Here is a 12,559-nt window from a genome sequence, read left to right on the forward strand (position 1 = left end):
GATAGCAGACTTGCCTCAGAGAGAACTTGCGCTGCAACAAAGCAATGCGACCTTCGGAGGACCCTACCCAAACGTGGGCAGACATGATTGATTTGCCGGAACAAATTCCAATGCCCGACGAAGGTTTTGTAACATGGCCATCATGATGCCCGCGAGCGATCAGGCGGTGCTGGCGCGCCGCAGCGAGATCGTCGCCGCCTTGCGCGCAATCGTGCCCGGCGAGGGCGTGATCGACAGCGCCGCCGAGATGCGGGCCTATGAATCCGACGGGCTGACCGCCTATCGGCAGCCGCCGATGGTCGTGGTGCTGCCCGATACGACCGAGCAGGTCTCGCTCGTCCTGAAATATTGTGCCGCCCAGGGCATCAAGGTGGTGCCGCGCGGTTCGGGCACGTCGCTGTCAGGCGGCGCGCTGCCGCTCGAGGACGGCGTGCTGCTGGGCCTCGGCAAATTCAAGCGTATCCGCGAGATCGATTTCGACAACCGCGTCGTCGTCACCGAGCCCGGCGTCACCAATCTCGCGATCAGCCAGGCGGTCGCGCATGCCGGCTTCTATTACGCGCCAGATCCGTCCTCGCAGATCGCCTGCTCGATCGGTGGCAATGTCGCGGAAAATTCCGGCGGCGTGCATTGCTTGAAATACGGCATGACCACCAACAACGTGCTCGGCTGCGAGATTGTCCTGATGAGCGGCGAGATCCTGCGCATCGGCGGCAAATCGGCGGAGAATCCGGGTTACGACCTCATGGGCGTCATCACCGGCTCGGAAGGCCTGCTCGGCGTCATCACCGAGGTCACCGTGCGCATCCTGCAAAAGCCGGAGACGGCGCGCGCACTGATGGTCGGATTCGCGCAAGTCGAGGCGGCCGGCGAATGCGTGGCGCGCATCATCGGCGCCGGCATCATCCCGGGCGGCATGGAGATGATGGACAAGCCGGCGATCCACGCCGCGGAGGCCTTCGTCCATGCCGGCTATCCGCTGGATGTGGAAGCGCTGCTGATCATCGAGCTCGACGGTCCCAAGATCGAGGTCGATGAGCTGATCACGCGCGTCGAGACCATCGCCAGAGGCTGCGGCTCGGTGACGCTGCAGATCTCCAATTCGGAGGCCGAGCGCAATCTGTTCTGGGCGGGCCGCAAGGCCGCGTTCCCCGCGGTGGGCCGCATCTCGCCCGACTATCTCTGCATGGACGGCACCATTCCGCGCGGCGCGCTGCCGAAGGCGCTGGCGCGCATCCGCGAGCTCGGCGAAAAGTACCAGCTCGGCTGCGCCAACGTGTTCCACGCCGGCGACGGCAATCTGCATCCGCTGATCCTCTACGATGCCAACAAGCCGGGCGAGATCGAGCGCGCCGAAGCCTTCGGCGCCGACATCCTGCGCGCCTGTGTCGAGTTCGGCGGCGTGCTCACCGGCGAGCACGGCGTCGGCATCGAGAAGCGCGATCTCATGCCCGACATGTTCACCGAGATCGACCTCAACCAGCAGCAACGGTTGAAATGCGCCTTCGACGCGCAGGGCCTGCTCAACCCCGGAAAGGTGTTTCCGACCCTGCACCGCTGTGCCGAGCTCGGCCGCATGCATGTCCACGCAGGCAAGCTGGCGTTCCCGGATATTCCAAGGTTCTAGACGCTCGCGAAAGGAAGGGCCCGCGGGTGCGGGCCCTTCTCCGCGAGCCTCACAGCATCCCGTACTGCGCCCGCTCGCGCTTCGCGAGTAGCGGCAACGCCTGGTCGGCGATCCAGGTCTTGAAGTGCGCGCTCTCCTGGTGTGCTTTGAAGGCGGCCTCGTCGCGGAACAGTTCGTAGAACAGGAACTGGGCCGGATTGTCCTTCGCCCGCGAGATCAGGAACAGCTTGACGCCGTCCTCGCGCTGCGCGTCCGGCAGGAAACGGTCGAGGATCCCAGCGACCTTGTCGGCCTCGCCGGGCTTTGCCTCCCATTGTGCGACGACGAGCAGGCCGCCGCCGTCGACGGCCTCGCTGAGGGATTTTTGCGTTGCATAGTGGTTCATGGTCCTTCCTCCTTGTCTGTCTTCACCGGTTGGCCTCGATCGCGATCGACGCAGATTTGTAGCGACGGCCTGCTGGCTTTGGTTCGCCGGTGATCGAAGTATCGATGTCGTGAACGCTTCGGCCACGATCGAAGCGTCGATGTGGCCCTGCGACGGGTCGCGAACGCGCCGGCGAGGGGCGCTTGCGTCACGCCGCATTTGATTTTGGCGACGAATTTCGCTACCGCCTTCTCCCGTGGATACGCTCAAGGTCAGAGACGCCAAAGACGTCGAAGAGGTGGTGCGCGCGGCGATTGCCAACGAGCAGCCGCTCGAGATCATCGGTCATGGCAGCAAGCGCAGCATCGGCCACGCGATGGCGACCAATGCCGTGCTCGATATCTCCGCTTTGAACGCCGTCACCTCCTACGAGCCGAACGAATTGATCGTCACGCTCCAGGCCGGCGCGCCTGTTGCCGACGTGCTGTCGCTGATCGACGCCAAGAACCAGCAATTCGCTTTCGAGCCCATCAACACCGCGCCGCTGCTCGGCACGCCTGCCTCGGGAACCATCGGCGGCATGATCGCGGCCGGTCTCGCCGGCCCACGCCGGATCAAGGCAGGCGGGGCGCGCGATCATCTCCTCGGGGCGCATGCCGTCTCCGGCTTCGGCGACAGTTTTAAAACCGGCGGCAAGGTGGTGAAGAACGTCACCGGCTATGATCTCTGCAAGCTGCTGGCGGGCTCCTGGGGCACGCTGTCGGTGATGACCGAAGTGACGCTGAAGGTGATGCCGAAGCCGGAAGCGGAGCGGACGCTGCTGCTGCGCGGCCTCGACGATGCCACCGCCAACAAGGCGATGACGGCGGCCCTCGGCTCCCCCTACGACGTCTCCGGCGCCGCGCATCTGCCGAAATCGGTGCTCCGAACCAGGACTGACGGGCTCGGCGATATCGCCAGCCAGGGCGAGGCGGTGACCGCGCTGCGGCTCGAGGGCATCACGGCCTCGGCCAGCCATCGCGCCGGTTCCTTGCGCGAGCTGCTGGCGCCGTTCGGCGCCGCGACCCTGATTGAGGATGCCGTGTCGTCAGTGCTATGGGCCACCATCCGTGATGTGTTGCCGTTTGCGGCCGGCAGCGCGCTCGGTGCTTGTCCGGTGTGGCGGATCGTCTGCCCGCCGGCCTCGGGGGCGGCACTCGGCACGCAATTGGCGCGCGAGACCGGTGGCGATGTGATCTATGACTGGGGCGGCGGACTGATCTGGGCGGCGCTGCCGCCGAAGGCCGATGCGCATGCCCCTTCCGTACGCCAGCGTGCCGATGCAGTCGGAGGGCACGCCATGCTGATCCGCGCAGCCGAGGACGTCAGGCGCGGCGTCGACATATTCCACCCGCAAGCGCCGGGCGTTGCCGCCCTGAGCGAACGGGTCCGCGCCAGCTTCGATCCGAAGTCGATCCTGAACCGGGGACGCCTGAGGCGGGCTACGGCATGAAGACCGAATTCTCACTCGCGCAGCTTGCTAACCCCGACATCGCGGAGGCCGACAAGATCCTGCGCGCCTGCGTCCATTGCGGCTTCTGCACGGCGACTTGCCCGACTTATGTCCTGCTCGGCGACGAGCTCGATAGCCCGCGCGGTCGCATCTATCTGATCAAGGAAATGCTGGAGAAGGACCAGGCGCCGACATCGGAGGTGGTCAAGCATGTCGATCGCTGTCTGTCGTGCCTGGCTTGCATGACCACCTGCCCCTCCGGCGTGAACTACATGCACCTCGTCGATCAGGCCCGTGTCAGGATCGAGCAGCGCTATCAGCGCCCGCTCGCCGAGCGGCTGCTGCGCCGGGTACTCGCCTTCGTCCTGCCGGACCCGCAATGGTTTCGCATCAGCATGCGGCTGGCTCAGCTGGCCCGACCCCTCGCGGTCTTCCTGCCGACACCGCGGCCCTCGGCCACGCCAGGCCTGATCCAGCGCCTCAAGGCGATGCTGGCTCTGGCTCCCGGCCGGCTGCCGGCGCCGGGCGCGCTTCCGGGCAGCGTGTTCGCGGCGCTCGGCAAGAAGCGTGGCCGGGTCGCGCTGCTGCAGGGCTGCGCCCAGCAGGTGCTGGCGCCGCGCATCAACCAGGCCGCCATCAGCCTGCTCACCCGCCACGGCATCGAGGTCGTCCTGGTCAAGGACGAGCAATGCTGCGGCGCGCTGACCCATCACCTCGGTGATGACGAGGATGCGCTGGCGCGCGCTCGCGCCAATGTCGCAGCGTGGCACAAGGAGGCCGCCGGCGAGGGGCTCGACGCCATCCTGGTGACGACGTCCGGCTGCGGCACCGTGATCAAGGACTACGGTTATCTGCTGCGCGAGGACGCCGTGTTCGCAGCCGATGCGGCAAAGGTGTCAGCGCTTGCCAAGGACATCACCGAATATGTCGCCGGTCTCGGCCTCGCACCGAGCACGCAACAGGACAACATCGTCGTCGCCTATCACTCCGCGTGTTCGTTGCAGCACGGACAGAAAATCACAGGCCTTCCGAAAGAATTGCTTTCCAAGAATGGATTCGTGGTGAAAGATGTGCCGGAGAGCCATTTGTGTTGCGGTTCGGCGGGGACCTACAACATTCTCCAGCCCGAGCTTGCGGGCAGGTTGCGTGATCGCAAGGTCGCCAACATCGCCAGCGTCAAGCCGGACATGATTGCCGCAGGCAATATCGGCTGCATGGTGCAGATTGCCAGTGGCACGTCAGTTCCGGTCGTACACACGATTGAGCTTCTCGATTGGGCTACGGGCGGGTCGCGGCCGGCATTGAATGCGTCGAGCTGAGCCCTCGTCCCGAGGTGACAGCTGAAGGCGCCCGATCGACCATTGTTCGGCGGCAACAGGAGGACCACGATGGCGAAAGCGAGCAAGAAGAAAAGCAAGAAGGCTAAAAAGGCCAAGAAGGTTGTAGCGGCGAAGAAGGCGACGAAGAAGAAGGCGGCCAAGAAGTCTGCCAAGAAGGCAGCGAAGAAATCGGCCAAGAAAGCCGCACCGAAGAAGACAGCGAAGAAGGCCGCTGCCAAGAAGGCGGCGCCGAAAAAGGCCGCCAAGAAGACTGCGAAGAAGGCGGCACCGAAGAAGGCGAAGGCAGCTCCCGCTCCGAAGCCGGCGGCCCCAGTAGCCGCACCAGCTCCCGAGCCCGCCGCCGAGACCAGCTGGGCGATGCCTTCGTCTTCTGCGGAACCGACGCCGGCCGAAGGGCAGGGTTAGGCCCAGAGTTCGGCCAAGGCCAGGTTCACCGGACCAGGCTTCCCCCTCGGGCGACCGATCGACAACAGGAAGGCCGCAGCGGCGATGCTGCGGCCTTTTTGCATCTACGTCAGGGATTACCGGAGGCTGCCCGTTTTTGAGTCAGCTGATTCGTAGCGCGCGGGCCACGGAGCAACGGGCCTCCGTAGTATCCCGGCCGCCTCTGTGCACTTCGGCGTGAAAATAATGTGATCGAGAAGCAACACCGGCTGACAACCTTTCGCGGAATCGTCAGAACGCCCAAAAAGTCGGCAAATGCTCGTGTTTTTTGCTTCTCGCTTTGCGTCTGTCCATCCAAATTGCCTCAGTTACGAAATTTGCAAACAGGTCGGGTGCTCTGGGGGGCTTCCGGAGCTCGGCCGGGGTCAGAACTTGGTGATGGGGATCGAAATGAAGAAAGTGGCTTTGTTGGCAACGGCGCTGGCAATGGTGACGGGTTCGGCTTTCGCGGCGGACATGCCCTTGAAGGCTGTGAAGGCTCCTCCCGTGCCCGCGTTCGATCCCTGGGATGTCGCCTTCGGCGGCGCGATCATGAACGACTACATCTTCCGCGGCGTGACCCAGTCGAACCACAAACCGTCGGTCGCGGCCTATTTCGAGCCGCGCTACAACGTCACCAAGGACCTCCAATTGTACGCCGGCGTGTCCGCGGAGAGCATCTCCTTCGCCAACCGCGCCGCGGCTGAAGTCGACATCTACGGCGGTATCCGCCCGACCTTCGGCGCCTGGGCCTTCGATATCGGCGTGTGGGGCTATCTGTATCCGGGCGGAAGCTGCGCCGACAACGTGCTCACCGGCGGCGTCCCCGGCGGCGGCGTCTGCCCCGTCAGCACCACGACCATCTTCCTCGCCGACGGCAACGTCATGAAGAAGGACGTCAGCTTCTTCGAAGTCTACGGCAAGGTGAACTACACCATCAACGACAGCTTCACGGTTGGCGCGACCGAGTTCTACTCGCCGAACTTCCTGAACTCCGGAGCCTGGGGCAACTACGCGTCGTTGACCGCCAAGTACACGGCGCCCAGCACGATGTTCGGTGCTTCCGGCGTTGGCATGTACGTGTCGGGTGAATTCGGCCGGCAGTGGTTCGGCACCTCGGATGCCTTCTACGGCACCGGTGCTGGCACCGTGTTCGCCAACGGCATTCCCTACAAGGATTACAACACCTGGAATATCGGCGTCGGCTTCACCTACAAGGTGTTCACGCTCGATCTGCGTTACTCCGACACCGATCTGAACAAGGGTGATTGCAACGCCTTCACCAGCGCCTTCAACGCCACCGGCACCACCAACGTCACCCCGATCAACCCGGGCGGCGCCGGCTCCAACTGGTGCGGCGCGGCGGGTATTGCCAAGCTGTCCTTCGACCTGACGGCGATGACCAATCTGAAGTAAGTTTTGTCCCGAGACGACTAACAAGGGCGGCAGAGCGATCTGCCGCCCTTTTGTTTTGGGGGACTGTGCGAGCGGGAGAACGGAGCCGGAGCGTCACACTCCGTTCATTGCGAGCGCAGCGAAGCAATCCAGAGTCTTTCCGCCGAGACAGTCTGGATTGCTTCGCTGCGCTCGCAATGACGAGGTCTGAGCTGGGACCTCGCCCTCAGCGCGCGTAGCCCGGATGGAGTGCAGCGAAATCCGGGTCTATCGGCGCAGTGAGATATTCCCCGGATTGCGGGGAGCCTGTCATCGGGCGGCGCTTCGCGCCGACCCGTTGGCTCCCTCCGGGCTACCCCTCAGCGCGCTGCGCTCGGCTCCGGTTCGACTGGGGTACTGTCCTTGCCCAGCACATGGATCGCTCCGTCCTTCATCATCGCCACCTTGCGGGTGTGGAAGGCATCGAGCGTCGAGCGATGGCCGATCGAGACGATGGTGGCCTGCGGCAGCTTCTCGGCCAGCAGCCGGTAGAGGCGGGCCTCCGATGGTTCGTCGAGCGAGGCGGTGGCCTCGTCCAGGAACAGATAGTCCGGCGCATGCAGCAGCGCGCGGGCCAGCCCCAGGCGCTGCTGCTCGCCGAGCGACAGCATCCGGTTCCAGTGCCCGTCTTCGCCGAGCCGATCGGCGAGGTCGGGCAGGCCGACCGATATCACCGCGTCCCGGATCTGGCTTGCCTGGAATGCGCCGGGCGCTGCTGGATAGATCACGGCATCACCCAGCGCGCCGACCGGGAAATAGGGACGTTGCGGCAGCATCATCAGCTTCGCCTGGGCGGGGACGACGATGGTGCCGGTACCGAACGGCCAGATGCCGGCAATTGCCCGGAACAGCGTCGACTTGCCGGAGCCCGACGGCCCGGTCACGAGCACGCGCTCCGACGTCTGGATGGCAAAGCCGTCGGCTGCCACCAGCGGCTTGCCGTTGGGCAGATACACGCAAAGCTTCTCAAGCCCGATATTGCGGCTGCCGCCGGCCGCCTTGAGCTCGATCGTCGCCTGATGCGCCGGCAGGTTTACCGCGCTGTCGACCGACATCTCGAAGCCGTCGAGACGCGCGACGATCGCACGCCATTCGGCGATCGAACGATAGGCCGTGACGAAGAAGGACAGAGCATCCTGCACGCTGCCGAAAGCCGAGCCGGTCTGCATCATGTCGCCGAGCTGGATGCTCTTGGCGAAGTAAGCTGGCGCCACCACCACATAGGGAAAGATCACCGCTGCCTGACTGTAGCTCGCTGTGAAAGCGGTCAGGCGCTTGGTGCGCCCCATGATCGCATACCAATTGCCGATCACGAAGCCGAAGCGGTCCAGCAGGCGGCTGCGCTCGGCGCCTTCGCCCTTCAGCAGCGCGATCTGCTCGGAGTTTTCGCGGACGCGAACCAGATTGAAGCGGAAATCGGCCTCAAAGCGCTGCTGCTCGAAATTGAGGTTGATGAGCGGCGCGCCGATCCAGTGCGTCAGCGCCGTACCCAGCACCGCGTAAAGCAGCGCACACCAAAACAGAAAACCGGGGATGACGATATCGGTGCCGTAAAGGTGCAGTGGTGCCTTGTTGGACAGACCCCACAGGATCACGACGAACGAGGCCAGCGTCACGATGGACGACAGCAGGCCCAACCCGATCACCAGCGTTTGCTCGACGAAATTCTTGACGTCCTCGGTGATGCGCTGATCCGGGTTGTCGGCGGCGTCACCCGTGAGCTGCATGCGATAGTGCGTGGCCTCGTCGAGCCATTCGCCGAGGTAGTGCCTGGTCAGCCATTGCCGCCAGCGGATCTGCAGCCACTGGTTCAGATAGAGTTTGTAGACGGCGAGCGCGATGAAGACGGACGCGAGGCCGAGGAATATCCAGATCTCCGTGACGAACCGGGCCAGATCGTATTCCTGGATGGCCGTGAAAAACCGGTTCTGCCACTGGCTGACGAGGACATTGATCGCGACCAGCGCCAACTCCATCGCGATCACCGCGGCGAGCAGGCCGCGACCGGCCCATCTGTCCTCCGATCGGAAATAGGGGATGGCGATTCGCCAGACGATCGCGAGCGTGGCGCGGATGTTGTTCACAGAGGGATATCTCCTGAGGGATATTCACAGCGGCCCTGACGCCAGGCGGCTGAGGCCATGGCAGAAAGCGGCGCACTTAGACTAAAGTCGCAAGTTCTGCAATTTGCGTTGGCGAGCCGCAGCTTGCAACCCTAGCATGGGCATAACGGCGTGGGGTGGGGACCTCCAGATTTTCGCGAGCTTGTGAGCAGGGGCGGAACCGCTGCTTTCGCGAGGAATTCGCGTCCAACTCGGGGGTTATCGCTTGCAACGTCAAGCAGGTCTGGCCGTCCACGCGGGCCACCTGCCGCACACATGCGTGGGGGAGGAAGACCATGTGGAATCAAATCTATGATCCGTTGCACAGCCCCGTGCTGTCGACGATCGCGGCGGCGATACCTGTCGTCACGCTGCTGGTGCTGATCGCGAGCGGGCGCGTTCAGGCTCACATTGCGGCCATCGTCGCCGTGATCGTGACCAACCTGATCACGATCTTCGTGTTCACGATGCCGGTGAACATGTCGGTCCGCGCCTCGATCCTCGGCATCGTGACCGGCTTCTTCCCGATCGGCTGGATCGTTCTCAACGTCATCTTCCTCTACCAGGTGACGGTGACCACCGGTCGCTTCGAGCTGCTCAAGCGCGCGGTCGGCGGCGTCACCGAGGACCGGCGATTGCAATTGCTGCTGATCGCATTTTCGTTCGGTGCGTTCTTCGAGGGCGCCTCGGGCTTCGGTACGCCGGTGGCCATCACAGGTGCCGTGCTGATCGGTCTCGGCTTCTCGCCGCTTGCGGCCTCCGGCCTGTCGCTGATCGCCAACACCGCGCCGGTCGCCTTCGGCGCGCTGGGCACGCCGATCCAGGGCCTCGCCTCGGTCACCGGGCTTGATCCCTACATTCTCGGCGCGATGGTTGGACGGCAATTGCCGCTGTTCTCGCTGATCGTGCCGTTCTGGGTGGTGTGGGCGTTCGCGGGCTGGAGAGGCATGAAGGATGTCTGGCCGGCGATCCTCGTCACCGGCGTGTCGTTCGCGGTCCCGCAATTCGTGATCTCGAACTTCGTCAATCCCTGGATCGTCGACATCGGTGCGTCGCTGATCTCGATGGGCGCGCTGATCCTGTTCCTGAAGGTCTGGCAGCCGAAGCAACTCTGGCTGTCGCCGGCGCTGCGCGGGCACGATGAATCGGCGGCAACGATGGCGACGGCAAAACCGATCGACAAGACGCCGCTGACGCAAAGCGAGCTGTTCAGCGCGCTTCTGCCGTGGATCATCGTCTGCGTCGTGATGCTGGTCTGGGGCAATGGCGCCTTCAAGACCTGGGCGAACAACATCTTCGTCTGGAACTATCCCGTTCCCGAACTGCACCAGATGATCAACAAGATGCCGCCGGTCGCGCCGGCGCCGACCAAGGAAGCGGCGGTGTTCGGCTTCACCTACCTGTCCTTCACGGGCACCGGCATGTTGATCGCGGCGATCATCTCCGGCTTCCTGATGGGTGTCGGTCCGGGCCGGCTCTTGCTCGAATACGGCCGCACCATCCGGCTCTGCGCGATCTCGCTGATCACGATCTCGGCGATGCTCGCGATCGGTACGTTGACGCGGCTCTCCGGCGTCGACGCGACGCTGGGTCTCGCCTTTGCCGCAACCGGCGTGCTCTATCCCTTCTTCGGCACGCTGCTCGGCTGGTTGGGCGTGGCGCTGACGGGATCGGATACGTCGTCGAACATCCTGTTCGGCAACCTCCAGAAGATCACGTCGCAGCAGCTCGGCCTCTCGCCGATCCTGATGGCGGCGGCGAATTCATCCGGCGGCGTGATGGGCAAGATGATCGACGCGCAATCGATCGTCGTCGCCTCCACCGCGACCAACTGGTACGGCCACGAAGGCACCATCCTGCGCTTCGTGTTCTGGCATTCGATCGTGCTGGCCTGCCTCGTCGGTGTGTTCGTGACGTTGCAAGCCTATGTCTATCCGTTCACGGCCCTCGTCCTGAAGTAACAGGCGCCTCCGGCCCCGATACAAATCCCCGCGGGCTTGTCCCGCGGGGATTTTTGTATCTTGAACCGACGAACCTTCTCAAAGGCCTTGCCGTCTTATAGAAGACCCCCGGCAAATCGGGTCGGTTGAGAGGTCTCATGGTGTTGTTGAAGCGGATGGTGTGCACGGTCGCTGCAGTGCTTGCGATGTCCGCCGTTGCGCGTGCGCAAGAGGGCTTTCCCTTCGGCACCGAGATGACGCTGGAGGCCGTTCCTCAGCCCGGCTCCAAGCGGATTCCCAACCTCGAGATCGGCGACAATGGCGAGGTCGTGCTCGAGCTCTGGTGCAAGGGCGGAAAAGGCCAGTTCTCGGTGGCCGGCAATACCGTGATCTTCGTCCCCGGCCAGATCCAGGATCGTTCCTGTCCGCCGGCCAGGGCGCAAGCCGACGACGAACTCGTCGCCGCGCTAGCCGCCGTCGAGACCTGGAAGCGCCAGGGTGAGGTGCTCACGCTGATCGGCCCCAAGACGCTGCGCTTCCGCCAGAACGGGAATTAGCCCTCTCCGTCATGCCCCGCGAAGCGGGCAATGACAGCGAGTTTGTCGCTTCGCCTACTTCCACACCGACTTGTCGGCGTCCCAGCGCTGGCCTTTCAGCTCCTTGGCGAGCGCTTCGATCGAGCCGTTGTCGTCGGGCTGGTCGCCTTCCTCATCGGCCGTCGCCTCGTCAGAGACATTGAGCTTGGCGCCGGTGCTTTCGTCGGCGGTCGTGGTCGAGGGGCTGCCGATCCAGAGGATCAGCTTGTCTGATGTCCCCGGCTTGTCGGCGGAAACGAGGCCCGCGACCTCGATCGTGTCGGTGAGCTCGAGCGCCGGGAAATCCTGGTTCGGCCGCTTGAACACCAGCTTGAGCTTGCCGGTGGCGGCGTTGAAGCTCTGCGAGACCGGCTTGGCCGCGAGCGTCCTGCTGAGCACGCCGGCGATCGCGCCTGCGAGCTTGTCGCGGTTGATCTTGTCGCCGTCGCGCCAGTCGGCAGCGCCAACGCGGATGGTGCGATCCATTTCCACCAGTCCGGCGGTCCAGCCTGCGGCCGTGACGCCTGGCATCGCCTTGAATTTTGCGAGCAGCGCGGCCGCGCGCTCCGGATCGACCGACATGTTGATGGTCTGCTCGCCGGCGCGCAGCGCGTCACAGCCGACGGTCAGGCTTGCCAGCGTCACCTCGACGTCCTGGCCCTTGAGGCCTTTCAGGAAGTCGGTCGCGGCATCGAGCTTGACCTTGACCGCGATCGCCTCCGGCGAGACTTCAGTGAAATCCTTCGGCTGGGGCGTGATGCCGTCGTCGGTGGTCTGGTTGTCCAGAAACTCCTTCTCGCTGAGATCGGCATTATCAGGCGAGGTCACTTCGGTCACGGCCTGGCCGATGCCGATCTGGCCGCGGAATTCAAAGGTGTCGCCGGTGGGCTTGCGCGTAAGCTTGACCGTGACAGGCGCCTTCGCGCCGAGGCTCGTGGTCGTGCCGGTCAAGGTCTGGCCGGAGACCTGGAGATTGACGACGAAGCGATCCTTGCGATCGGAATTCTTCGCCACGGGATAGCAAACGTCGAGCACGGCCGCGGTGACCGTCTTGCCCTGCCGCGTCTCCTTCAGGATGACGTCGGCGTTGCCGTCCATCAGCCCGTCGATCGAGGTGAAATAGCGCGTCTCGGTGCCGCCGGGCGCCGCGGCCTTCGGCGACAGCTTCATCTGGGCTGATACGAGCCCTGGAGACATGACGAGCAGGCTTGCCAAGAGAGCCGTCGGAAAAAGCGCGCGCATTGACGAAATCCTCAAATCAG

At 64.1% G+C, this 12,559-nt stretch carries 10 protein-coding genes; 7 read left to right on the forward strand and 3 right to left on the reverse strand.

All coding sequences use genetic code 11. The features are described 5' to 3' along the window. The first annotated feature begins 133 nt into the window (after positions 1–133). Complete coding sequence (locus tag L6637_RS22050) at positions 134–1,627, forward strand: FAD-linked oxidase C-terminal domain-containing protein (RefSeq protein WP_237864558.1); 1,494 nt, start codon at positions 134–136, stop codon at positions 1,625–1,627. Between the two features lie 49 nt (positions 1,628–1,676). Here L6637_RS22050 and L6637_RS22055 read toward each other — a convergent pair whose 3' ends face one another. Beyond that, complete coding sequence (locus L6637_RS22055) at positions 1,677–2,012, reverse strand: putative quinol monooxygenase (RefSeq protein ID WP_237864557.1); 336 nt, start codon at positions 2,010–2,012, stop codon at positions 1,677–1,679. Between the two features lie 235 nt (positions 2,013–2,247). On the opposite strand from L6637_RS22055, the gene L6637_RS22060 reads away from it, so the two are divergent. The 4 genes from L6637_RS22060 to L6637_RS22075 all read left to right on the forward strand — a co-directional run bounded on the left by L6637_RS22060 (position 2,248) and on the right by L6637_RS22075 (position 6,662). After that, positions 2,248–3,483: an FAD-binding protein gene (locus tag L6637_RS22060; RefSeq protein ID WP_237871977.1), complete on the forward strand. Its 1,236-nt coding sequence runs from the start codon at positions 2,248–2,250 to the stop codon at positions 3,481–3,483. Then, a complete protein-coding gene (gene glcF, locus L6637_RS22065; RefSeq protein ID WP_237864555.1) occupies positions 3,480–4,802 on the forward strand; it encodes a glycolate oxidase subunit GlcF in 1,323 nt (440 codons plus the stop codon). Before L6637_RS22060 ends, glcF begins: the two co-directional genes overlap by 4 nt. A 69-nt stretch (positions 4,803–4,871) precedes the next feature. After that, positions 4,872–5,228, forward strand: a complete 357-nt coding sequence (locus L6637_RS22070; RefSeq protein ID WP_237864554.1) for a histone — start codon at positions 4,872–4,874, stop codon at positions 5,226–5,228. Between the two features lie 429 nt (positions 5,229–5,657). Continuing rightward, entirely contained in the window at positions 5,658–6,662 is a 1,005-nt protein-coding gene (locus L6637_RS22075) for a TorF family putative porin (RefSeq protein WP_237864553.1), read from the forward strand. Positions 6,663–7,000: 338 nt separating this feature from the next. Here L6637_RS22075 and L6637_RS22080 read toward each other — a convergent pair whose 3' ends face one another. Further along, complete coding sequence (locus L6637_RS22080) at positions 7,001–8,764, reverse strand: ABC transporter ATP-binding protein/permease (protein WP_237864552.1); 1,764 nt, start codon at positions 8,762–8,764, stop codon at positions 7,001–7,003. Between the two features lie 314 nt (positions 8,765–9,078). Here L6637_RS22080 and L6637_RS22085 point away from each other — a divergent pair, with 314 nt between their 5' ends. Further along, positions 9,079–10,743 (forward strand): L-lactate permease, encoded by a 1,665-nt coding sequence (locus L6637_RS22085; RefSeq protein ID WP_237864551.1) that lies wholly within the window; start codon positions 9,079–9,081, stop codon positions 10,741–10,743. A gap of 137 nt (positions 10,744–10,880) precedes the next feature. Then, positions 10,881–11,279, forward strand: a complete 399-nt coding sequence (locus L6637_RS22090; protein WP_237871978.1) for an META domain-containing protein — start codon at positions 10,881–10,883, stop codon at positions 11,277–11,279. Positions 11,280–11,333: 54 nt separating this feature from the next. Here the strand turns inward: L6637_RS22090 and L6637_RS22095 are convergent, their stop codons facing one another. Next, complete coding sequence (locus tag L6637_RS22095; RefSeq protein WP_237864549.1) at positions 11,334–12,539, reverse strand: hypothetical protein; 1,206 nt, start codon at positions 12,537–12,539, stop codon at positions 11,334–11,336. Positions 12,540–12,559: the final 20 nt, after the last annotated feature.

It is taken from the genome of Bradyrhizobium zhengyangense, assembly GCF_022012435.1.
Classification (GTDB): domain Bacteria; phylum Pseudomonadota; class Alphaproteobacteria; order Rhizobiales; family Xanthobacteraceae; genus Bradyrhizobium; species Bradyrhizobium zhengyangense.

What these genes read in the sequence shown, in the direction of transcription:
- L6637_RS22050 (WP_237864558.1), top strand. Translation starts at nt 134, where the DNA reads ATGGCCATCATGATGCCCGCGAGCGATCAGGCGGTGCTGGCGCGCCGC.
- glcF (WP_237864555.1), top strand. Translation starts at nt 3,480, where the DNA reads ATGAAGACCGAATTCTCACTCGCGCAGCTTGCTAACCCCGACATCGCG.
- L6637_RS22085 (WP_237864551.1), top strand. Translation starts at nt 9,079, where the DNA reads ATGTGGAATCAAATCTATGATCCGTTGCACAGCCCCGTGCTGTCGACG.
- L6637_RS22055 (WP_237864557.1), bottom strand. Translation starts at nt 2,012, where the DNA reads ATGAACCACTATGCAACGCAAAAATCCCTCAGCGAGGCCGTCGACGGC.
- L6637_RS22070 (WP_237864554.1), top strand. Translation starts at nt 4,872, where the DNA reads ATGGCGAAAGCGAGCAAGAAGAAAAGCAAGAAGGCTAAAAAGGCCAAG.
- L6637_RS22095 (WP_237864549.1), bottom strand. Translation starts at nt 12,539, where the DNA reads ATGCGCGCGCTTTTTCCGACGGCTCTCTTGGCAAGCCTGCTCGTCATG.
- L6637_RS22090 (WP_237871978.1), top strand. Translation starts at nt 10,881, where the DNA reads ATGGTGTTGTTGAAGCGGATGGTGTGCACGGTCGCTGCAGTGCTTGCG.
- L6637_RS22075 (WP_237864553.1), top strand. Translation starts at nt 5,658, where the DNA reads ATGAAGAAAGTGGCTTTGTTGGCAACGGCGCTGGCAATGGTGACGGGT.